Below are 20,527 nucleotides of genomic sequence, written 5' to 3' on the forward strand. Positions count from 1 at the left end.
CTTTTCGTTTGCGGGTTGCGGACTTGAGTTACTGCGCGACGCGCAGCTTGCTCAGCGCGGTTCCGATCGTATTGAAAATAGTCGCGATCTCGGTCGAGCTCTTGATCTCGTAGAACTTGTCCGGGCTGCTCGCGCAATATTTGAGGATGGCCGAACTCGGATCGCCGCTGGTGTTCACCTGGATCGTGTAGATCGTGTACATCGATACGCCGTTGGAGTCCTTGGCGTTGTGCAGGTTGTCGCACAGCAGTTGCTGCCGGGCGTCAATCGAACCGGGGAATGTGCTGTTGCCGTAGGTCGTGGTCTGGCTGCTGCCGTTGCCATATGCCGGCCAGCGGTCCTCGGTATTAAGTCCGTCCGACAGCAGGATGATCACCCGATTGTAGGTGGTGTTGACGGTTCCACCCTCTGCGGGCGCATTCAGGGGATCGCCCTGCAGCAGAGATTGCCAGGCCCAAGCCAGACCGACCGCCTGATTTGTGCCGCCGGTGGGCTGCATGGCGTTGACCGCCGACTTCAGGGTACTCCAATTGTACGTGAGCGGAATGATCGGCTCGAGCTGAGGCGATGAGCTGTCACTGCAATAAGCGGTGCTGTTCTCGAAATATTGGTTGGCCGGGAACAGCGTCGCGGTGTTGAACGACGAAGGGGACGTACCGGTTGCGTCGTTGGGTTGGGTGCGATCAGTGATACAGCCCGTCCATGTGTTGATCGGGTTGGTGGATGCCTGCTGCCAATTGTTCTGGACGGTAGGAGTTGAGTTGGTGGCAGTCCATTTGTTGTTGGTGAAGCCGACGACGGCGCTCACCCGCGGTTGGTTTAGATTGTGGGTGAGGTCGTTGGGCCCGGGCTGTGTCCAGTCGTGGGTGTAGAGCTTGCCGGTGCACGACCTGCTGCTGCCGCTGCCGGAACAACTGCAACCGGAGACGCTGTTGCCGTAGGCGTCGACCGGGCAGTTGCAGCTTGAGCTGCCCGAGCAGAACGTTCCATTGCCCACAAATTTGCTCTCCCAGCAGCCATTGTACATCGTGTGGGAATTTGCGTCGACGCTCGGGCAGATGTACCCGCTCGACGGAACGACATTGAAGCCGTTGACCGTGTATTTCGAGCTGTTGTTCGCTGATCCGCTCGTGCAGTAGAAGCCGCCGCTGCCGTTTGACCAGGGGCATCGCGCGCCTGGTCCCACCGCATGCCAATTCATCGGAAGATTCGCCTGGTAATTCCCGAGCACGTTCGCCGGCTGTGCGGTAGGCGGATTGAGCCAGTCCGTCCAGTCGATCCAGCTCTGGCCGTACTTGCTTGCTCCGACATTGACCGTCTTGGCAAAGGGAACGAGTGAAATGTAGACGTCGCCATCGTTCTTGCTGAGCTTGCTGAGCTGGTCGATCAGGCCACCGGTTCCGGCCACCGCATTTCTCAGTGCCGTCATCTTCTCGTTCTGGGCCATCGACCCCGTGTTGTCGAGCGCGAGCGCCACGCGCATCTTTGCGTTGCCCCAGGTCGCGGTCGAAGTGGTGTTGAAGCCGAGCGTCGGATAGCCGACGATTTGCATGAACATGGAATCGATGTTGCTGGAGCCTTGCAGAAGGATCTTCGCCGCCGAATTTGTGGTCGCCGCAGTGTAGGTTGCCGATAGCTGAACCCTTGTCTTCGCCGCCGTATCCGCGGCTTCGCTATCGGTGAAGAGGCCCTTGAAATAGTCTGCGGCCTTCTGACTGATCTGGGACTGGGAGATGGTACCGGCTGTCAGGTCCTTGGACAGCATCAGTGCGGTCGAATCCAGGGCAGCCTGCATTGACGATCGCGCGCGGGTGGCCCGGCTATAATCGATCGCGGCGCCGACGAAGGTCAGCACCGGGACCAGCGCGATGGCGAAGATCATGGCGATATTGCCTTGCTCGGCCACTGCAAAGCGGGCGAGTTGTCGACCAAGGCGGCTGAGGAGGGGCAGGCGAGACATGGCTATCCACGAAATCCGGGTTTTGCCTGATTTCGGGGCACGCCATTGAACGGCAGGTAAATTAAACCGTAGAAAGCCGGAGCCATGCGCGAAAAACCGTCGCAGGCGGGTCAATGGCCGGGTTCCTGGTCAACATGTTCTAAACATGGCGAGCGGAAATTTTTGTCAAATCGGTCCGGATTGATTAACCTGACATGGATCGCCCGGACCGGGAATCGGGACTGCCGCGGCCGCATCGGCCTGATCTCCGTATGCTTGCGGCCAGCCTTGGGCAGGCCCATATTGCTGGCGAACGGTCCGGCTCGAGCCGGATGTGTCGGGAGCGGCGATCCAACGAGGCGGCGCGCCTGCGCCAGGCTCCGAAGGGCGGAGTCGCGCGGGGACCGCCATGCGCTTCCGTGGGGAATTTGAACGCCTGTGCCATGCCGCAATTGACTTCCAGTATAGACCTGTCCGCGCCAGCCGCCGCCGACGCTCCTCGCATGAGCAATGACGAGAACCGTTCGGGCAGCCCCTCGGGTCCGAACACTTCGGTCATCACCAAGGTCAAGCCCAAGACCAAACGGCCGAACCTTTATCGCGTGCTGATCCTGAACGACGACTACACTCCGATGGAGTTTGTCGTCCACGTGCTGGAGAAGTTCTTCAACAAGGACGTCGAGGCGGCCACCAAGATCATGCTGCACGTCCATCATCATGGCATCGGCGAGTGCGGCGTGTTCACCTACGAGATCGCCGAGACCAAGGTGACGCAGGTGATGGATTTTGCCCGCAAGCACCAGCATCCGCTGCAATGCGTGATGGAAAAGAAGTAAGACGCCTTGCGGAGCGTTTGAAGCGGGCTCTCGTGTAAGGCGCGGCGTGATTGTTGCAGTGACGGCTGCGCGCGATGCTGCCGGCAAAACTACGGAATTCTGCGCCGGCGCCGATCCCGCCCAAATCGGAACGGGTCTTGCATCGAAAAATACCGCAGGTGTGTCGCCGCCGAGTCGCGGAACCGGTCTTTCGCCGCGATCTTGTATAACTATATGTGACAAAGGTTGTTGTTGCCTGACCGGGCGATGGCGATCATGATGGTGGGGGCCATAGAGGACGCGAATGCCGACTTTTTCCCAAAGCCTTGAACAATCCCTGCATCGTGCGCTGGCGATCGCAAACGAGCGTCATCACCAATACGCGACGCTCGAGCATCTTTTGCTCTCACTGATCGACGATTCCGATGCAGCCGCCGTCATGCGCGCCTGTAGCGTCGATCTCGACAAGCTCCGCACGAGCCTCGTCAACTACCTTGAAACCGAATTCGAGAACCTGGTGACGGATGGCGCCGACGATGCCAAGCCCACCGCCGGTTTCCAGCGCGTAATCCAGCGCGCGGTGATCCACGTGCAATCCTCCGGTCGCGAAGAGGTGACCGGCGCCAATGTGCTGATCGCGATCTTTGCCGAGCGCGAGAGTCATGCCGCGTATTTCCTGCAGGAGCAGGACATGACGCGCTATGACGCGGTCAACTATATCAGCCACGGTATCGCCAAGCGCCCGGGTGTGTCCGAGGCGCGCCCCGTGCGCGGCGTCGACGAGGAGACGGAGGCCAAGGGCAACGAGGACGCCAAGAAGAAGGGCGAGGCGCTCGAGACCTATTGCGTCAACCTCAACAAGAAGGCGCGCGACGGCAAGATCGATCCGGTGATCGGACGCAATTCAGAGATCAACCGCGCGATCCAGGTGCTGTGCCGGCGGCAGAAGAACAACCCGCTGTTCGTGGGCGAGGCCGGGGTCGGCAAGACCGCGATTGCGGAGGGCCTTGCCAAGCGCATCGTCGATAGCGAGGTGCCGGAGGTTCTGGCGGCCGCGACCGTGTTCTCGCTGGACATGGGCACGCTGCTTGCCGGCACGCGTTATCGCGGCGACTTCGAGGAGCGCCTGAAGCAGGTGCTGAAGGAGCTCGAGGCGCATCCCAACGCCATCCTGTTCATCGACGAGATCCACACCGTTATCGGTGCGGGCGCCACGTCGGGCGGGGCGATGGATGCTTCGAACCTGCTCAAGCCGGCGCTGGCGTCGGGCACGATCCGCTGCATGGGCTCGACCACCTACAAGGAATATCGCCAGCACTTCGAGAAGGACCGCGCGCTGGTGCGGCGCTTCCAGAAGATCGACATCAACGAGCCGACGGTCGAGGATGCGATCGCGATCCTCAAGGGCCTCAAGCCGTATTTCGAGGACTACCACCGGCTGAAGTACACCAACGAGGCGATCGAGGCCGCTGTTCAGCTCTCCTCGCGCTACATCCACGACCGCAAGCTGCCCGACAAGGCGATCGACGTGATCGACGAGTCCGGCGCGGCGCAGATGCTGGTCGCCGAGAACAAGCGCAAGAAGACCATCGGCATCAAGGAGATCGAGACCACAATCGCCTCGATGGCGCGGATTCCGCCGAAGAGCGTGTCGAAGGACGATGCCGAGGTGCTCAAGCATCTCGAGCAGACCCTGAAGCGCACCGTGTTCGGCCAGGACAAGGCGATCGAGTCGCTCGCCGCCTCGATCAAGCTGGCGCGCGCCGGCCTGCGCGAGCCAGAGAAGCCGATCGGCTGCTACCTGTTCTCAGGGCCCACCGGCGTCGGCAAGACGGAAGTGGCAAAACAGCTCGCGGCGACGCTCGGCGTCGAACTGCTGCGCTTTGACATGTCGGAGTATATGGAGCGGCACACCGTGTCCCGCCTGATCGGCGCGCCTCCCGGCTATGTCGGTTTCGACCAGGGCGGCCTGCTGACCGACGGCGTCGACCAGCATCCGCATTGCGTGGTGCTGCTCGATGAGATCGAGAAGGCGCATCCCGACCTCTATAACGTGCTGCTCCAGATCATGGATCACGGCCGGCTCACCGATCACAACGGCAAGCAGGTCAACTTCCGCAACGTGATCCTGATCATGACCACGAATGCCGGTGCGGCGGACCTCGCCAAGCAGGCGTTCGGCTTCACGCGCTCGAAGCGGGAAGGCGACGACCACGAGGCGATCAACCGGCAGTTCGCGCCGGAATTCCGCAATCGTCTCGATGCCATCGTTTCGTTCGGCCATCTCAGCGTCGAGGTGATCGGCACCGTGGTCGAGAAGTTCGTGCTTCAGCTCGAAGCGCAGCTCGGCGACCGCGACGTCACCATCGAGCTGTCCGAGCCTGCCAAGACCTGGCTGGTCCAGCACGGCTACGACGAGCAGATGGGCGCGCGTCCGATGGCCCGCGTGATCCAGGAGCACATCAAGAAGCCGCTGGCCGACGAGGTGCTGTTCGGCAAGCTGAAGGGCGGCGGTCACGTCCGCGTTGTTCTCGTCAAGGACGAGGCCGACGAGACCAAGGAGAAGATCGGCTTCGAATTCGTCGAGGGGCCGGTCACGCCGAAGCAGGAGAAGCTGCCCGGTGCCCGCAAGCGTCCGCCGGGCAAGTCGAAGCCGGGCGGTCCCGGCGGCTCGAAGGGGCCGACCTCCAAGGGCCCCCTGGTCAAGGCTTGATTGGCACGCCATGAATCGAAAAGGCCGGCTGAAAAGCCGGCCTTTTTTATGTGGACGCCGAACCAGCGGCATTACGTTCCAGCCTCCGGCGCGCGTGGCGGCCGCGGCTTTCTCGGAGTGCGCGGTGCGGCGTGCGGGGCTGACGGCTGCATCGTCACGATCACTGGATTCGGCTTGTGATCGGTGGCCGCCCCCGTTGCGGCATCGACGCCCATGCCAATGAGGCCGCCGGCCAGGAGATTGCCGGCGAACCCGGCGGCGCCGGTACCCGACACTTCCTTGGTGAGCTGCACCGTCTGGGATTGGTAGCCCTCCTTCTCGAAGGTGATCGTGATGTCCGCGCTACGCTTGGCGACGACGGCGCAAGGCGTGGTGCAGGTGGTGGGCACTTCGAGCCCGGAGACCACGGCTTCCACGCCTGACGGTGTCGATGAGATGCTGATATTCTCGGTCGTGCCGCGCGTGACCGACGCGCAGCCGCCCAGCATGACGCTGAGCGCCATAATTCCAAATGAACGCATGAAATGCCCCTTGTCCCGGCGCCAATGAAGCGCAACCGAAGCGCGAGTGCAATAGGCGCAGGTCGGGATAGGTAAGCCACGCAAAGGTTGTGCACGAAAACAGAGCGGGCCTGGGCGTGAGACTGCGCTAGAGCGGTAGCCTACCTGATTGAATCGTTTGGGATTCCCAAATCAGCGGTTTAATGATTCAAACTGTCTGCCGGGGACTGGAGGCCGGCGGGCATGGCGAAACCGCTGTCGATGGATCTTCGCGAACGTGTTCTAGGCTGTATTGAAGGCGGCGTTTCAGGCCGGCAGGCTGCTGCGCGATTTGGCGTGAGCCCGGCCAGCGTAAGCCGTTGGCGAACGCGCGAGCGGGAGCAAGGCGATGCTCTGCCGAAGGCCCAAGGCGGCGACCGCAAGTCTCACCGCATTGATGCCCATCAGGCGACGATCATGGCTCTGCTGGAGGCTTCGCCCGATATTACCATCGAGGAATTGCGGCATAGCTTGAGCAAAACAAGGCCTATCCTTCGGCTATGGCACGATCCGCCGCTTCTTCGCGCGTCACAAGATCACGCGCAAAAAAAGACTGCCCATGCCGCAGAGCAGGACCGTCCGGATGTCTTGAAGGGGCGCGAGGCTTGGCGCGAGCGTCAGGACAAGCTCGACCGGGATCGCCTCGTCTTCATTGACGAGACCTGGGCATCGACCAACATGGCGTGAGACCTATGTCGAAAAAGTGCTCGTCCCCGAGCTGCCCGAGCACGCCATCGTCATCATGGACAATCTGTCCAGCCACAAAGGGCCACGCATACGCGAGATGATCGAGGCGGCCGGCGCCACGCTCCTCTATCTCCCGCCGTACAGCCCCGACCTCAATCCCATCGAGAACGCCTTCGCCAAGCTCAAGGCGCACTTGCGAAAGGCCGCCGAACGTACCGTCGGCGGCCTTTGGGACGCGATCGGGCGCATCGTCGACACCTACACGCCCACTGGATCCAAAAACTACTTCGCCGCCGCCGGCTATTTGCAACCTGATCGGCTAACGCTCTAATCGCCGCGCAGGCGCTGATCGTCCTGGACGCGGACGTGCTCGGCACCGCGCGCGCCTGCGGGAGACAACCGCAGCATGCTCAGCACCGCGCCGCAGAGCGCAAATCCGACGCCGACGAGGAGCGCCAGCCTGGTGCCCTCAACCGGATACCGTCCGAGCAGCAGCGCCACCAGCGCTGCCCCCGTGGTCTGGCCGAGCAGGCGCGCTGTGCCCAACATGCCGCTGGCGCCGCCGGCGCGCTCGCGCGGGGCGGCTGCGATCATGGTGCGGTTGTTCGGGGTCTGGAACAGACCGAACCCGGCGCCGGCCAGCGCCATGCGCCAGATCACGTCGAACGGGGTCGGGCTTGCGGGCAGGAAGGCTAGCGCGGCGAGGCCGCAGGCGAACAGCGTGAGGCCGATGCCGCCGAGCAGGCCCGCCGGATAGTGCTCGACGAGGCGGCCGGCAAGGGGCGCTGCGAATGCCACCGCGATCGGCCAGGGCGTGATCAAGAGCCCCATATGGACCGCCGAATAACCGAAGCGGCTCTGGAGATAGAAGGGGATCGCGACGAAGGCCAGCATCTGTCCGCAGAACGATGCGATCGAAGTCGCGATCGATAGCGCGAACACCGGGATGCGCAACAGATCGACCGGCAAGAGCGGCGAGCTCATGTGGGTTTCGCGATAGATCAGCAGCGCGCCAGCGACGATGGCGATGGCGAATTGCGCGAGGCAGGTGATGGCGGCCTCACCATGACCGACGCTGTCGACGGCGGCGATGCCGACACCGAACGTGATCGCGGACAGGCCCGCGCTCTGCCAGTCAAAGGAACGGCTCGCAGGCCTGGTGTGGGGCAGGCTGCGCAGGCCGATCAGCAGCGTCACCGCACCGAGGGGCACGTTGATGGCGAACAGCCACGGCCAGCTTCCGACGGCAAGGATGCCGGCGGCGAGCGTCGGGCCGACAGCTGCCGAGAAGGCGACCACGAGCGCATTGAGCCCGATGCCGCGGCCAAGCTGGCTGCGCGGATAGGTGAAGCGCACCAGCGCCGCGTTGACGCTCATGATGCCGGCCGCGCCAAAGCCTTGGAGGATGCGCGCGAGCGTCAGCAGCGGCAGCGTGTGCGCCAGCGCGCAGAAGGCGGAGGCCAGCGTGAACAGCACCAGTCCGACCAGATAGACGCGGCGATAGCCGACGATCTCGCCGAGTGAAGCCAGCGGCAGCAGTGAGATCGTGATCGCGAGCTGATAGCCATTGACGATCCAGATCGAGAAGGACGGACTTGCGTCGAGGTCGGCCGCGATCGTCGGCAGCGCAACGTTGGCGATGGCGCTGTCGACCACTGCCATGATGATGCCGAGCGCAATCGTCAGCACCGCCTGGTTGCGCTGCGGCTGCGGCAGGCCGTCGGCATGCTCGATCGGGGCGGGCGACATGATGGAGGCGCGGTGGATTGGAGCCGTGATTCATCTCCCAATAGGAAATCGCCGGATCGACAGCAACCCGTTAGGACACCGCCAGTTCCCGTAGCGGAAGCAGATCTCCCGACGCGGCAAGCATGGGGCTGGGGCGGCCTCCGCAGCCTCACGAGCGCGCTGTCGATTCTCCGAAGAAGTAAAACGCGACGAGGCCGAACGTCACTGCTGCCCGCTACACCGCCGGCGGATTGCGATCGGTGAAAGTCACGCGCTGGTGCCAATAGGGGTAGGGCAGCGTCACCATGCTCGCGGCGTCGAGCTTTGCGACCTGGTCCTTGGTCAAGGACCAGCCGACCGCGCCGAGATTTTCGCGCAGCTGGGTCTCGTTGCGCGCGCCGATGATCAGCGTCGAGACGGTCGGACGCTGGAGCAGCCAGTTGAGCGCGATCTGCGAGACGCTCTTGCCCGTCTCCTTCGCAGTCTCGTCGATGGCATCGACGACCCGGTAGACATGCTCGTCCGGCACGGGCGGTCCGAACTCGGCCGTCTTGGGCAGCCGGCTGACTTCCGGCTTCGGCTGGCCACGCCGAATTTTTCCGGTGAGACGGCCCCATCCGAGCGGCGACCAGACCACCGCGCCAAGCCCCTGGTCGATGCCGAGCGGCATCAGCTCCCATTCGTAGTCGCGTCCGATCAGAGAATAGTAGGTCTGGTTGGCGACGTAGCGCGGAAAACCGTGCTTGTCGGCAACCGCAAGCGACTTCATCAGGTGCCAGCCCGAGAAATTCGAGACGCCGACATAGCGGATCTTGCCGGCGCGCACGAGCACATCGAGCGTGCCAAGCACCTCTTCGGGCGGAGTGAAGGCATCGAAACCATGGAGCTGGAACAGGTCGATGTAATCGGTGCCGAGGCGGCTCAGCGAGCCGTCGATGGCTTTGAGCAGGTGCTGACGCGACGAGCCGATGTCGTTGGGTCCATCACCGAAGCGGAACGTCGCCTTGGTCGAGATCAGAACCTTGTCGCGGCGGCCCTTGATGGCTTCGCCGAGTACCCGCTCGGACTCGCCGAGCGAATAGACGTTCGCCGTGTCGAACATCGACACGCCGGCTTCGAGGCAGATGTCCAGAAGGCGCCGCGCTTCGGTCGCGTCGGTCGTGCCCCAAGCCGCAAGGCGGCCCACGCCGCCGAAGGTGCCGGTGCCAAGACTCAAGGCGGGCACCATGAGGCCTGATCGGCCCAAGCGTCGGTATTCCATCGATGTGCTCCCTGGCTGGCCGCCGATAGATCACTGCGGTTCGGTGGCAAAGGATAGTGCAAGCAGGGCCCGCGTCCTATCACGCGCTCACATACCGGCCTTGCTTCGGGATAGCCTATAGGGGATCGCTGACTGAAAGGGATCTCAATGCCGCAACTGGCTCTGCCGGAAGTCGCGTGGCGACATTCCGAAATGCTCGCGGAAGACGCGGCCGAAATGCGAGAGGTCGTTGAAGCCCCAGCCGAACGCGACCTCGCTGATGTGGCGATGGGCGAGCACAGGCGAGGCGAGGTCGCGCCGGCATCGAGCGAGGCGTTCAGCAAGAACATGGCGCTGGAAGGAAGTGTCTTCGTCGGCGAGAAGATCGTTGACGTAGCGCGGCGAGATGCCGAGCGCGGCCGCGGTCTCCGCGAGTGAGAGGTCGGGATCGGAGAGATGCGCGCGGATGTGCGTCTTCAACCGGTAGAGCAGGGCCGAGCGGTGGGTCGAGGACGGCTGCGATGTCCTGCCGAGCCGTTCGCTCAAAGCCATGGCGAGCAGATCGACCGCCTGCTCCGACAGCGCGGTCGCGGTGTCCGGGGCCAGCCCGTCCGCGCTCTGGCAAAGCCGGAAGATGAAATCATAGGCGAGCCGCTCGAGCGGCGCGTCGGCGCCAAACGACATTGCAGTCAGCGTCTCGGTGCCGCCGAGCCGGCGCCTCAGCATCTCGCGCGGCACCTTGAAGATGGTCTGCGTGAAGGCGTCGTTGAACTTCAGCTCATACGGACGCGTGGTGTCATAGAGCGCGAACTCGCCGGGATGAATTACGGTCTCCCTGCCGTCCTGCACAACGCCGCCGCTGCCGCGATTGCCCAGGGCAATGAGAACAAAATCCTGGTCCGAGCGCGCGATGCGAGAGGGCGTGCGGAACACGTGCTGGCGGTCCGAGCAGACTTCGGAGCATGCGGCCTTGCCGAGCGAAGCCTGCGTGACCGAGCCCCGAAAGGCGCTGCCGAGGTCGGACTTGCAGTCGAGGCCGACGAAGACGTCGCAGACGATGTCCTGCCAGAGGGCGAGCCGCCGATAGCCGGGGCTGCCGTCCGTCGTGAACTGGATTGGCATCTGGACAGCCTCCCTTTCACATCCAGCAAAACCGCATGTTGGCGCAGATCTAGCCTGACCGAAGGCAAACTCCGTACCGGCTGGCGGTAGCGTCCAGTCGAGTTTTTGTTCCGCGGCGGTCGAGCACCCGTCGTCTGGCTTTGCCCAATAGACTGCATCGGACATGGCTTCCGATCAACCGGCATGGAGGCGGGAATGGGCATCGAACATCCGAAGTATAAGGTCGCGGTGGTACAGGCGGCGCCGGCCTGGCTCGACCTCGACGCCTCGGTCGACAAGTCGATCGCGCTGATCAGGGAGGCCGCGGAAAAGGGCGCCAAGCTGGTCGCTTTTCCCGAGGCCTTCATTCCAGGCTACCCCTGGCACATCTGGATGGACTCGCCGGCCTGGGCAATCGGCCGCGGCTTCGTGCAGCGCTATTTCGACAATTCGCTGTCCTACGACAGCCCGCAGGCCGACCGGCTGCGCGAGGCGGTGCGCAAGGCAAAGCTCACTGCCGTGATCGGCCTGTCCGAACGCGACGGCGGCAGCCTCTATCTCGCGCAATGGCTGATCGGCCCTGATGGCGAGACCATCGCAAAGCGCCGCAAGCTGCGGCCGACCCATGCCGAGCGCACCGTCTATGGCGAAGGCGACGGCAGCGACCTTGCCGTGCATGCGAGGACCGACATCGGCCGCCTTGGGGCACTGTGCTGCTGGGAGCACCTGCAGCCGCTGTCGAAATACGCGATGTACGCCCAGAACGAGCAGGTCCATGTCGCGGCCTGGCCGAGCTTCTCGCTCTACGATCCCTTCGCGCCGGCGCTCGGCGCCGAGGTCAACAATGCGGCTTCGCGCGACTATGCGGTGGAGGGTTCCTGCTTCGTGCTCGCGCCTTGCGCGACGGTGTCGCAGGCCATGATCGACGAGCTCTGCGACCGGCCGGATAAGCACGCGCTGCTGCATGCCGGCGGCGGCTTTGCCGCGATCTACGGCCCCGACGGCAGCCAGATCGGCGACAGGCTGGCGCCGGACCAGGAGGGGCTGCTGATCGCCGAAATCGACCTCGGTGCCATCGGCGTCGCCAAGAACGCTGCCGATCCCGCCGGGCACTATTCGCGGCCGGACGTGACGCGGCTGCTGCTCAACAAGAAGCGGTACCAGCGCGTCGAGCAGTTCGCGTTGCCGGTCGATGCCGTCGAGCCCACGGAGATCGCGGCGGCGGCAAGCTGATCGCGGCCGCGCGGACACGGGCCTACGTTACGCGACGCAGTGCCCGAGCAGTTCGGGGTGTGCGGCGCAGATATGATGCGCGCCGGCGTCCCGCAGCTCGGTCTCGCTGCCATAGCCATAGAGCACGCCGATTGCGGTCATTCCGTTGGTCCTGGCGCCGACCACGTCGTGGCTGCGGTCGCCGATCATGATTGCGTTATGCGCGTCGACCTTGGTCTCGTCGAGCGCAAAGCGCAGCAGGTCGCGCTTGTCGACGCGCGTGCCGTCGAGCTCGGAGCCGAACACACGCTCGAAATACGGTTTCAGTCCGAAATGTTCGACGATGCGGGTGGCGTAGACCGCAGGCTTGCTGGTCGCGACGAACATGCGCGGAGTTGTCGCGGCAAGCCTCGTGAGGGTATCCATGATGCCGGCATAGGCCTCGTTCTCGAACAGGCCGATATCGCTGAAGCGCTCCCGATAGAGCAGCAGCGCGCGATCGGCGAGTTCATCGGTTCCGGTGAGCTTTTTCAAGCTGGCATGCAGCGGCGGCCCGATGCACCAGGTCAGCTCGTCCTCGCTGGGGACAGGCTGGTCGAGCCGCTCCAGCGCATACTGGATGGATCGCGTGATCCCCGGCTTGGGATTGGTCAGCGTGCCGTCGAGATCAAAAAAGATTGTCACCATTCGGGCGAAACCTGCGTTGATACTGCCGCTTGTGCTAGTTGGCTGGGGTTCCAAGTCAAGGTCCGAATTGTCCGATAGCGTCACTGCCATGCGAATAGCTCGGGTCATCGCCGTCTTGTGCCACGCCTTCGTGCTGTCGCCGGTGCTCGCAGACGAGACGCCGGCCCCTGTCGTGCCTTCCAATGCCGAGGAGCCCCAGAAGCCCGCGGAGAAACCCGCGGATGCGCGCGAGAGCGACACGCGGGAGTCGATCTGCCTGATCGTGGAGGCGGCCGCGCGCGATGCCAATCTCCCGCTCGAATTCTTCGCCCGTGTGATCTGGCAGGAAAGCCGCTTCCAGGCCGATGCGGTGGGCCCCATGACGCGCAATGGCGAGCACGCACAAGGGATAGCGCAGTTCATGCCGGGGACGGCAAGTGAGCGAGGGTTGCTCAATCCATTCAACCCGGTGCAGGCATTGCCGAAGTCGGCCGAATTTTTGAACGAGCTGCGCAACCAGTTCGGCAATCTCGGCCTCGCCGCGGCCGCCTACAATGCCGGTCCCCGGCGCGTGCAGGAATGGCTCGCCGGCACCGGGCCGATGCCGGAGCAGACCCGCAACTACGTCTTCGCCATCACCGGCACGAGCGTCGATGCCTGGGCCAAGGCGGGCAGCACCGGCAAGGGACCGCCGAGTTCGCCGCCGACGAGCTGCCGTGATCTGATGGCGCTGCTCAAGCGCGCGCCGAATCCGTTCGTCGCCGAGCTCGAGCAGCATGTCGAGCTTGCCGCTGCAAAGATTTGGGGGGTGCAGCTCGCGGCCGGCTTCGACCGCAACAAGGCGCTGGCGATGTATTCCAGGGCGGTCACGAAGCTGAGCGCCGTGATCGGCGAGCGAGATCCTAGCCTGCTAAGCTCGGTGATGCGCAGCCGCGGCACGCGCGCCTTCTACCAGGTGCGTATCGGCGCGGATACCCGAGCCGAGGCGGATGATCTGTGCAACCGCATCCGCAAGGCGGGTGGCGCCTGCTTCGTGCTGAAGAACCGTGGTGTGAGCGGATAGAGCGCATTCGCCCTGGTCGTCATTCCGGGGCGACGCGAAGCATCGAACTATGGTGCGCAATTGCGCACCTGAGAATCCATCGGCCACAGAGACCGTCGCGAGATGGATTCCGGGTTCGCGCCAAGTGGCGCGCCCGGAATGACGGCGGTGGGTGTGTCGCGCATGCCAGCCCCGCCGCGGGCTTCCTTGACGCGGATGCCCCCATTGCCCGTTATGCGGGCACGATTCCGTAACCCCGACCGACACTCCCGTGGCGCTTCCCCCGCTCGATTCCCCTCAATGGCAAAGTCCGTGGCGCGCGTTTGCGTGGGGGCTGCGCTCGATCACGCAGACGATCCTCACCATCGTGCTGTTCGTGACCTATCTCGGCATCGGAGCGCTCGCCCATGACACCCATTTCAGCCTGCTCTGGGCGCTCGTCTCGACGCTGTTCGTCTGGGCCGGTCCCGCGCAGATCATCCTGATCACCACGCTCGGCTCCGGCGCGACCATCATCCAGTCGGCGCTTGCAGTCACGGTCAGCGCCATTCGCCTGTTTCCGATGGTGGTCTCGGTGCTGCCGCTGATGCGAACGCCGACGACGAAACGACGCGAGCTGGTCTTCGCCGCGCATCTGACGGCGGTGACGCTGTGGGTCGAGTGCCATCGCTTCCTGCCGCTTGTGCCGCGGGAGCGGCGCATCGCCTTCGTCCACGGGCTCGGCTGTGGCCTCGTTTCGGTGTGCCTCGTCGCCAATACCGTCGGCTATTTCCTCGCCGCCAATCTGACCCAGACGCTTGGAGCGGCGATCTTGCTGCTGACGCCGCTGTCCTTCCTGTTCTCGACCGCGCGCAACAGCCGCGAGGTCGCCGACCTCGTCGCGCTGGCGCTCGGGATCGTGCTCTATCCGCTGGCCGCCAGGATGAACTCCGGCCTCGACATCCTCGTCAGCGGTGTGGTGGCCGGCACGATCGCTTATGGCGTGCATTGGTGGCGAGAGGTGCGCGCATGAGCTTTGCGCAGCTCATCGGCGACTGGCACGCGCTCGCCGTGCTGTTCGTCGCCGGCGTCGTTCCGAACCAGATCTGGCGCATGCTGGGGCTGTGGTTCGGCGGTGGCATCGACGAGGGCTCGGAGCTCTTGGTCTGGGTGCGGGCGGTCGCGACCGCGATCCTGGCCGGCGTCATCGCCCAGATCGTGGTGGAGCCGCCAGGGGCGCTTGCCACTGTGCCTGACGTGCTGCGCTATGGCGCGGTCGGCGCCGGACTCGTCGTCTTCCTGCTGACCCGCCGCTCGATCTTCGCCGGCGTGGCCACGGGCGAAGTCTTCATGCTGGCCGGCAAGTGGTGGTTGGGCTAAAACCGCCGGCGAACAGCAAGGAACTGAAATATGGTTCGCGAACAGGAGCTACGCGAGGGCGAGGTCGCCATCGAGCTGCCGCCGACGCAGGATGCCGGTCTCGTCTTCATTGGCCGTATCCGCACGCCCTGGACGTCGCGCCTGGAGACGCCGCGGCAGGGGCGTCAGGACGGCCCGATATGCCGGCTCGAGATCTTCGAGCCGTTCGTGCCGGCGATCAAGGGCGTCGATTTCTACAGCAATCTCGAAGTGCTCTACTGGCTCGACCAGTCGCGCCGCGACATCATTCTGCAAAGCCCGAAGAACAACGAGAAGACCCGCGGCACGTTCTCGCTGCGCTCGCCGGTTCGGCCCAACCCGATCGGGACGTCGATCGTGAAGCTGGTCGGCATCGAGGGCAATGCGATCCTGGTGCGTGGGCTCGATTGCCTCGACAACACACCGCTGATCGACCTCAAGCCCGACCGCTGCGAGTTCACGCCACTGGCCGCGCCGCAGAAGGGTGATTTCGAGACGGAGTGAGGGGTGCAGCGCTCCAACCCCGTCATTGCGAGGAGCTCTTGCGACGAAGCAATCCAGACTGACTCCGCGGAGGGATTCTGGATTGCTTTGCGGAGCCTGTCATCGGGCCGCGCGCCGCGCGGACCCGTTGGCTCGGAGCGTGTGGCGTCAGCCCGCTTTCAACGCCGCGATCAGCTTCGCCGCGTGCTCTTCCAGCACTTTGGCGTCTTCCATGCGGCTCGCCGGGGGCAGCATCGCGACGCCGTCGTGACGCGGCATCACGTGCATGTGCAGGTGAAACACCACTTGTCCGCCGGCCGGCTCGTTGAACTGCTGAACGGTGATGCCGTCGGCCTCGAACGCCTTCATCGCCGCAGCGGCGATCTTGTGCGCGCCGCGGGCGACATGGGCGTAGTCGTCCGGCTTGATGTCGAGGATGTTGCGGGCAGGGGCCTTCGGGATCACCAGCGTGTGACCGGGCACGCGCGGCATGATGTCGAGGAAGGCGAAGACGTGCTCGTCCTCGTAGACCTTGTAGCAGGGCAGCTCACCGCGCAGGATCTTTGCGAAGATGTTGTTGGTGTCGTAGGCGGTCATGATAGCTCCTCGGCGGGCTCCTCGAGATTTTGCGCTTACTGTCACCAGCAACGGCGAGGCGTCAAGGCGCCTCGTCGGCGCCTTTGCGGAATGGGCCGAGTTCGGCGAGCTCCCGTCCGGCCTCGGCGACATAGGCGCGCTCGCGCCTGAGGTAATCCTCAATGGCGCGGCGCAGGCCTGGATCGGCGATGAAGTGGGCGGAATGGGTGGTGCGCGGCAGGTAGCCGCGCGCGATCTTGTGCTCGCCTTGCGCGCCGGCCTCGACATGCCTGAGGCCGCGTTTAATGGCGAAGTCGATCGCCTGATAATAGCAGACCTCGAAATGCAGGAACGGATGGTGCTCGACCGCGCCCCAGTTGCGGCCGAACAGCGTGTCCGAGCCGATGAAGTTGATAGCGCCCGCGATCCAGCGATCGTTGCGGCGGGCCATCACCAGCAGCACGTCCTCGCTCATGGTCTCGCCGATCAGGGAGAAGAACTCGCGCGTCAGATACGGCCTGCCCCATTTGCGCGAACCGGTCTCCATGTAGAACTCGAAGAAGGCGTCCCAGGCATCCTCGGTAATGTCCTTGCCCGTGAGCCAGTGGATGGTGATGCCGGCCGCGAGCGCGTCGCGCCGCTCGCGCTTGATCGATTTGCGGTGGCGGGAGTTCAGCGTCGCCAGGAAATCGTCGAAACCCGCAAAGCCCTCGTTGTGCCAGTGGAACTGCTGGTCGGTGCGCTGGAGGAAGCCGCGCTCGGCGAGCAGCTTCCATTCGGCCTCTCGTGCGAAGGTGACGTGGACTGAGGACGCCTTGCTGACTCCGCACAACGCCACCAGTCCGCTCGCCAGGGCGTTGGTGATCTGCGCACGGTCGACGCCGTCCCGGACCAGCAGCCGCGGCCCTGTCGCCGGCGTGAAGGGAACCGAGACCTGAAGCTTCGGGTAGTAGCGTCCGCCGGCCCGCTCATAGGCGTCCGCCCAGCCGCGGTCGAAGACGTATTCGCCCTGGCTGTGCGATTTCAAATAGCATGGCACGACACCGGCGACGCGGCCGTCGACCTTGGCCACGAGATGCCGCGGACCCCAGCCGGTGCGGATGGTCGCCGAACCCGATTTCTCAAGGGCGGATAGAAATGCGTGCGAGACGAACGGGTTATAGGCAGGTCTTGAGAGGCCAAGGGAATCGCCCGGAGGGGCGGATGAGGTTCCCGCACGATGCTCCTCGCACTTGCCGCCGGGATTGGCGCAAGCGTCCCAATCCTCGGGCGAGATTTCGCCAATGGACGGGACGGCTTCGAGCGTAATGTCGGATGATGCCATTGCGCCCAAGATCGTGCATTGCAGCAGCGACTTCAAGGGGTGGAGCAACACAGGTCTCGTGCCCTGGACGCAGCGCAGCGCGTAGTGGTGCGCTGCTGAGCCGGGGCCTATGTGGAAGCGTGCTCGTGGAGAGATTGGGTCCCGGCTCTGCGCAGCAACGCGAGCTGTTGCAGCGCGTCCGGGACACGAGAGTTTATGTGTGGCGGCGACAGCGCCTCCTACGGCACAAACCCCTCGAAGATCATCTGATCCGCATATTGGGCGACCCGCGTCCGCTGCTCCGGGGTGCGGACGGTCCAGCCGAGCAGGGCGCAGCCGAACACGTTGCGGGCGATCCAGGGTGCGGGGGCCGGGAGGTGGTCGACCTTGAAGGCGACGAAGTGGGGCTGGGTCTGGAAGCCGTGGCGCAGGTAGAGCATGCTGTCGCGCTGCTCCCGGGTGAGCTTGGCCCAGTACTCGTCCTCATAGGTCCGTTGCGCGACGATGCCGCGCGGACGGGAGGGCAGCAATTGGCGCAGCGCCAGCACCTGGTCGGGATCGAACGACATGCCGACCGCCGGGCCGTCATAGGACGCCAGCACCTCGGCCATCCGCGTCACCAGCTTGCGGTCGCCGCCAAAATGGCTCTTCAACTCGATCACCAGCGGCACCCGGCCGGCCACCATGGCGCAGAGGTCGCTGAGCGACATCATCCGTTCGGCGGTATCCCTGAACTTGACCGCCCTCAGCTCCGCCGCGGTCTTCGAGATGACGTCCCCGGTGGCCTCGGTGAGGCGGCCCAGCGCGTGATCGTGATGCACCATGGCCTCGCCGTCGGACGACAGCTGGATGTCGACCTCGATGGAGAAATTGCCTGCAATCGCAGCCTGCACCGCGCCCGGCATGTTCTCGACGATGCCGCGCGAAATGTCATGCAGGCCGCGGTGGGCGACCGGCCGGGCTGTCAGCCAATCCGGAGCACGCATTCGTGTCAGGCGACCTCGAACACGCCTTCGACCTCGACCGCCGCATCGGCGGGCAACGAGGCGACCCCAACGGTGGTTCGGGCATGGCGGCCCTTGTCACCGAAGGCGGCGACCATCAGGTCGGAGGCGCCGTTGAGCACCTTTGGCCCGTCGAGGAAGTCCGGCGCCGAGTTGATGAAGCCGCCGAGGCGCACCACCCGCACGACCTTGTCGAGATCGCCGAGCGCCGCCTTGACCTGGGCCAGCAGGTTCACCGCGCAGCCACGCGCGGCCGCCGCACCCTCTTCGATGGAGACGCCGGCGCCGAGCTTGCCCTTGGCGATCAGCTTGCCGGCGGGGTCGAAGCAGACCTGGCCGGAGACGAACAGCAGATTGCCGGTGCGCACGAACGGGACGTAGTTGGCGACAGGAGTGGGGGCCTCGTGCAGCTTGATGCCCTGTTCCGCCAGTTTCTGCTCGACCGTGCCCGCCATGTCCGACCTCGTTGTCCAAAATCATTCGCCCCGGCGCGTCCGTTTGAAGGCCGGGCGGGCCCTGTTTCGCCCATCGTGCCGTCACATGCAAGCAACCGGAAGGGGACGCATTTGTTTGAGGCAGACCAACGCGAAGGGGCAACTTTGCGTACAGCCGCCTCAGTTGCGACGCAATGGAACGGTCAGTAAAATGTCAAATCTGCGCTTTCCTCAGGGAACAGACATGGTGCACCTTTTCCGGACTTCGCTCGGTGTGATGGCGCTCGCAGCGGCCGCTTTTGGCCCCGGCGGCGGGGCGCTGGCCGCCAATGGTCCGTTTCTCGCGCATCAGGCACTCTATGACCTCAGCCTCGTCAAATCGCGCTCCAATTCGGTCAACAGCGCCCGCGGCCGCATCCTCTACAATTTCACGGGGAACGCTTGCGAGGGCTATACCTCGGAATTCCGTCAGGTCTCCGAACTCGACAGCGGCGAGGGCAAGATTACGCTCAGCGACCTCCGGTCCAATTCCTGGGAGGACGCCGCGGGCAAGAGCTACCGCTTCAAGATCGAGACGCGCATGAACGAGGCAGATGCCGGCCGGGTCGACGGCTCGGCCGAGCGCGACGGCGACCATATCAACGTCAAGCTGAAGCTGCCGGCGCCGAAGAGCTTTACGCTCGACGGCAAGGTCGTGTTTCCGACCGAGCAGATCCAGCGCATTATCGCCGCCGCGAAAGAAGGCAAGTCGCTGCTCGAGCTCTCCGTTTATGACGGCTCCGACGACGGCCAGAAAGTCTACAACACGCTGACCGTGATCGGCCAGCCGATCCCCGCCGACCGTGCCACCTCGGCAGACCCATCGACCTCGGACGAGCACATGAAGTCGTTGAAACGCTGGCCCGTCACCGTCAGCTATTTCGATCGCGACGTCCAGCAGAAAGAGGGCGAGCAGACGCCGGTCTATGCGATGTCGTTCGAGCTCTACGAGAACGGCGTCTCGCGCCAGCTCGTGCTCGATTACAACGATTTTGTGATTTCGGGTTCGATGGGCAAGTTCGACGTGAAGGACAGCAAGCCCTGTAATTGAGGGCGGTCGCGCTCTCTCCTGTGTCATTGCGAGCCAGCAAAGCAATCTAGAATCTCGCCGCGGAAAAATTCTGGATTGCTTCGTCGCAAGAGCTCCTCGCAATGACGGGGCTGGCTCTCAGCTCGCTCTCCAGCTACGCTCTGCCCCAACCACAAACTCCGGGAGCGCCTCCATGCCGAAGCTCGACCATCTCCGCCCCAGCGGCCTGCATCACAACCCGGCCTATTCCCACGTCGTCACTGCTTCCGGTGCGCGCACCATCTACATTTCCGGCCAGGTGTCGGTGGATGAGGAAGGACGGATCGTCGGCGAGGGCGATATCGCCGCACAGACGACGCAGGTGATGCAGAATCTCGGCCACGCGCTCAAGGCGGCGGGGGCGACCTACGCCAACATCGTCAAGATCACGACTTTCGTCGTGAACTACAAGCCGGAGCTGCGGCCCATCATCGGCAAGGCGCGCTCGGCTTTCTTCGAAGGCATGGAGCCGCCGGCCTCGACGCTGGTCGGCGTCTCCGCGCTCGCCGCGCCGGAATGGCTGATCGAGATCGAGGCGGTCGCAGTCGCGGACTGAATCC

At 64.3% G+C, this 20,527-nt stretch carries 19 protein-coding genes and 1 pseudogene; 10 read left to right on the plus strand and 10 right to left on the minus strand.

What is annotated here, in order from left to right; all coding sequences use genetic code 11:
* Positions 1–28: 28 nt before the first annotated feature.
* Positions 29–1,960 (minus strand): TadE/TadG family type IV pilus assembly protein, encoded by a 1,932-nt coding sequence (locus tag EHH60_RS02420; protein WP_124157898.1) that lies wholly within the window; start codon positions 1,958–1,960, stop codon positions 29–31.
* 482 nt (positions 1,961–2,442) lie between these two features.
* Between EHH60_RS02420 and clpS the strand changes: the two genes are divergently transcribed.
* Together clpS and clpA are read left to right on the plus strand one after the other, a co-directional pair.
* Positions 2,443–2,775, plus strand: coding sequence for an ATP-dependent Clp protease adapter ClpS (gene clpS, locus EHH60_RS02425; RefSeq protein WP_028135886.1), 333 nt, complete (start codon positions 2,443–2,445; stop codon positions 2,773–2,775).
* 283 nt (positions 2,776–3,058) lie between these two features.
* Complete coding sequence (clpA, locus tag EHH60_RS02430) at positions 3,059–5,467, plus strand: ATP-dependent Clp protease ATP-binding subunit ClpA (RefSeq protein WP_124157900.1); 2,409 nt, start codon at positions 3,059–3,061, stop codon at positions 5,465–5,467.
* Positions 5,468–5,538: 71 nt separating this feature from the next.
* Here clpA and EHH60_RS02435 read toward each other — a convergent pair whose 3' ends face one another.
* Positions 5,539–5,988, minus strand: a complete 450-nt coding sequence (locus tag EHH60_RS02435) for a PEGA domain-containing protein (RefSeq protein WP_124157901.1) — start codon at positions 5,986–5,988, stop codon at positions 5,539–5,541.
* A gap of 222 nt (positions 5,989–6,210) precedes the next feature.
* On the opposite strand from EHH60_RS02435, the pseudogene EHH60_RS02440 reads away from it, so the two are divergent.
* Positions 6,211–7,024, plus strand: a pseudogene (locus tag EHH60_RS02440) (transposase).
* On the opposite strand, the gene EHH60_RS02445 reads toward EHH60_RS02440, so the two are convergent.
* From EHH60_RS02445 to EHH60_RS02455, 3 genes are all read right to left on the minus strand, one after another.
* The gene (locus EHH60_RS02445; RefSeq protein WP_124157902.1) at positions 7,021–8,442 is read right to left on the minus strand and encodes an MFS transporter; all 1,422 of its coding nucleotides are present in this window, start codon (positions 8,440–8,442) and stop codon (positions 7,021–7,023) included. The pseudogene EHH60_RS02440 and the gene EHH60_RS02445 sit on opposite strands and share 4 nt — an antisense overlap.
* Positions 8,443–8,656: 214 nt before the next feature.
* The gene (locus EHH60_RS02450) at positions 8,657–9,682 is read right to left on the minus strand and encodes an aldo/keto reductase (protein WP_124157903.1); all 1,026 of its coding nucleotides are present in this window, start codon (positions 9,680–9,682) and stop codon (positions 8,657–8,659) included.
* A gap of 144 nt (positions 9,683–9,826) precedes the next feature.
* Positions 9,827–10,783, minus strand: coding sequence for an AraC-like ligand-binding domain-containing protein (locus tag EHH60_RS02455; protein WP_124157904.1), 957 nt, complete (start codon positions 10,781–10,783; stop codon positions 9,827–9,829).
* Positions 10,784–10,978: 195 nt separating this feature from the next.
* Here EHH60_RS02455 and EHH60_RS02460 point away from each other — a divergent pair, with 195 nt between their 5' ends.
* The gene (locus tag EHH60_RS02460; protein ID WP_124157905.1) at positions 10,979–11,995 is read left to right on the plus strand and encodes a carbon-nitrogen hydrolase family protein; all 1,017 of its coding nucleotides are present in this window, start codon (positions 10,979–10,981) and stop codon (positions 11,993–11,995) included.
* A 27-nt stretch (positions 11,996–12,022) separates the two neighbouring features.
* Here EHH60_RS02460 and EHH60_RS02465 read toward each other — a convergent pair whose 3' ends face one another.
* Positions 12,023–12,661, minus strand: a complete 639-nt coding sequence (locus EHH60_RS02465) for an HAD family hydrolase (RefSeq protein ID WP_124157906.1) — start codon at positions 12,659–12,661, stop codon at positions 12,023–12,025.
* Between the two features lie 88 nt (positions 12,662–12,749).
* On the opposite strand from EHH60_RS02465, the gene EHH60_RS02470 reads away from it, so the two are divergent.
* The 4 genes from EHH60_RS02470 to tsaA all read left to right on the plus strand — a co-directional run bounded on the left by EHH60_RS02470 (position 12,750) and on the right by tsaA (position 15,563).
* Entirely contained in the window at positions 12,750–13,703 is a 954-nt protein-coding gene (locus EHH60_RS02470) for a lytic transglycosylase domain-containing protein (RefSeq protein WP_124157907.1), read from the plus strand.
* Positions 13,704–13,953: 250 nt separating this feature from the next.
* Positions 13,954–14,694, plus strand: coding sequence for an AzlC family ABC transporter permease (locus tag EHH60_RS02475; RefSeq protein WP_124157908.1), 741 nt, complete (start codon positions 13,954–13,956; stop codon positions 14,692–14,694).
* A complete protein-coding gene (locus tag EHH60_RS02480) occupies positions 14,691–15,041 on the plus strand; it encodes an AzlD domain-containing protein (protein ID WP_124157909.1) in 351 nt (116 codons plus the stop codon). Before EHH60_RS02475 ends, EHH60_RS02480 begins: the two co-directional genes overlap by 4 nt.
* Positions 15,042–15,071: 30 nt before the next feature.
* Complete coding sequence (tsaA, locus tag EHH60_RS02485) at positions 15,072–15,563, plus strand: tRNA (N6-threonylcarbamoyladenosine(37)-N6)-methyltransferase TrmO (RefSeq protein ID WP_124157910.1); 492 nt, start codon at positions 15,072–15,074, stop codon at positions 15,561–15,563.
* Between the two features lie 147 nt (positions 15,564–15,710).
* Here tsaA and EHH60_RS02490 read toward each other — a convergent pair whose 3' ends face one another.
* The 4 genes from EHH60_RS02490 to EHH60_RS02505 form a co-directional block, all read right to left on the minus strand.
* Entirely contained in the window at positions 15,711–16,139 is a 429-nt protein-coding gene (locus EHH60_RS02490; protein ID WP_124157911.1) for an HIT family protein, read from the minus strand.
* Between the two features lie 61 nt (positions 16,140–16,200).
* On the minus strand, positions 16,201–17,442 hold the full coding sequence (locus EHH60_RS02495) for a GNAT family N-acetyltransferase (RefSeq protein ID WP_124157912.1): 1,242 nt from the start codon (positions 17,440–17,442) through the stop codon (positions 16,201–16,203).
* 218 nt (positions 17,443–17,660) lie between these two features.
* On the minus strand, positions 17,661–18,407 hold the full coding sequence (locus tag EHH60_RS02500) for a glycerophosphodiester phosphodiesterase (protein ID WP_124157913.1): 747 nt from the start codon (positions 18,405–18,407) through the stop codon (positions 17,661–17,663).
* Between the two features lie 5 nt (positions 18,408–18,412).
* On the minus strand, positions 18,413–18,880 hold the full coding sequence (locus EHH60_RS02505) for a RidA family protein (RefSeq protein WP_008130072.1): 468 nt from the start codon (positions 18,878–18,880) through the stop codon (positions 18,413–18,415).
* A 223-nt stretch (positions 18,881–19,103) separates the two neighbouring features.
* Between EHH60_RS02505 and EHH60_RS02510 the strand changes: the two genes are divergently transcribed.
* Both EHH60_RS02510 and EHH60_RS02515 read left to right on the plus strand, forming a co-directional pair.
* Positions 19,104–19,949, plus strand: a complete 846-nt coding sequence (locus tag EHH60_RS02510; protein WP_158626707.1) for a cell envelope integrity EipB family protein — start codon at positions 19,104–19,106, stop codon at positions 19,947–19,949.
* Positions 19,950–20,121: 172 nt separating this feature from the next.
* A complete protein-coding gene (locus EHH60_RS02515; RefSeq protein ID WP_014494674.1) occupies positions 20,122–20,523 on the plus strand; it encodes a RidA family protein in 402 nt (133 codons plus the stop codon).
* The last annotated feature ends 4 nt before the right edge of the window (positions 20,524–20,527 follow it).

The organism is Bradyrhizobium sp. RP6, assembly GCF_003837805.1.
GTDB lineage: Bacteria > Pseudomonadota > Alphaproteobacteria > Rhizobiales > Xanthobacteraceae > Bradyrhizobium.

What these genes read in the sequence shown, in the direction of transcription:
- EHH60_RS02500 (WP_124157913.1), bottom strand. Translation starts at nt 18,407, where the DNA reads ATGCGTGCTCCGGATTGGCTGACAGCCCGGCCGGTCGCCCACCGCGGC.
- tsaA (WP_124157910.1), top strand. Translation starts at nt 15,072, where the DNA reads ATGGTTCGCGAACAGGAGCTACGCGAGGGCGAGGTCGCCATCGAGCTG.
- EHH60_RS02445 (WP_124157902.1), bottom strand. Translation starts at nt 8,442, where the DNA reads ATGTCGCCCGCCCCGATCGAGCATGCCGACGGCCTGCCGCAGCCGCAG.
- EHH60_RS02465 (WP_124157906.1), bottom strand. Translation starts at nt 12,661, where the DNA reads ATGGTGACAATCTTTTTTGATCTCGACGGCACGCTGACCAATCCCAAG.
- EHH60_RS02480 (WP_124157909.1), top strand. Translation starts at nt 14,691, where the DNA reads ATGAGCTTTGCGCAGCTCATCGGCGACTGGCACGCGCTCGCCGTGCTG.
- EHH60_RS02455 (WP_124157904.1), bottom strand. Translation starts at nt 10,783, where the DNA reads ATGCCAATCCAGTTCACGACGGACGGCAGCCCCGGCTATCGGCGGCTC.
- EHH60_RS02515 (WP_014494674.1), top strand. Translation starts at nt 20,122, where the DNA reads ATGCCGAAGCTCGACCATCTCCGCCCCAGCGGCCTGCATCACAACCCG.
- EHH60_RS02435 (WP_124157901.1), bottom strand. Translation starts at nt 5,988, where the DNA reads ATGCGTTCATTTGGAATTATGGCGCTCAGCGTCATGCTGGGCGGCTGC.
- EHH60_RS02510 (WP_158626707.1), top strand. Translation starts at nt 19,104, where the DNA reads ATGGTGCACCTTTTCCGGACTTCGCTCGGTGTGATGGCGCTCGCAGCG.
- clpS (WP_028135886.1), top strand. Translation starts at nt 2,443, where the DNA reads ATGAGCAATGACGAGAACCGTTCGGGCAGCCCCTCGGGTCCGAACACT.
- clpA (WP_124157900.1), top strand. Translation starts at nt 3,059, where the DNA reads ATGCCGACTTTTTCCCAAAGCCTTGAACAATCCCTGCATCGTGCGCTG.
- EHH60_RS02495 (WP_124157912.1), bottom strand. Translation starts at nt 17,442, where the DNA reads ATGGCATCATCCGACATTACGCTCGAAGCCGTCCCGTCCATTGGCGAA.
- EHH60_RS02460 (WP_124157905.1), top strand. Translation starts at nt 10,979, where the DNA reads ATGGGCATCGAACATCCGAAGTATAAGGTCGCGGTGGTACAGGCGGCG.
- EHH60_RS02470 (WP_124157907.1), top strand. Translation starts at nt 12,750, where the DNA reads ATGCGAATAGCTCGGGTCATCGCCGTCTTGTGCCACGCCTTCGTGCTG.
- EHH60_RS02420 (WP_124157898.1), bottom strand. Translation starts at nt 1,960, where the DNA reads ATGTCTCGCCTGCCCCTCCTCAGCCGCCTTGGTCGACAACTCGCCCGC.
- EHH60_RS02505 (WP_008130072.1), bottom strand. Translation starts at nt 18,880, where the DNA reads ATGGCGGGCACGGTCGAGCAGAAACTGGCGGAACAGGGCATCAAGCTG.
- EHH60_RS02450 (WP_124157903.1), bottom strand. Translation starts at nt 9,682, where the DNA reads ATGGAATACCGACGCTTGGGCCGATCAGGCCTCATGGTGCCCGCCTTG.
- EHH60_RS02490 (WP_124157911.1), bottom strand. Translation starts at nt 16,139, where the DNA reads ATGACCGCCTACGACACCAACAACATCTTCGCAAAGATCCTGCGCGGT.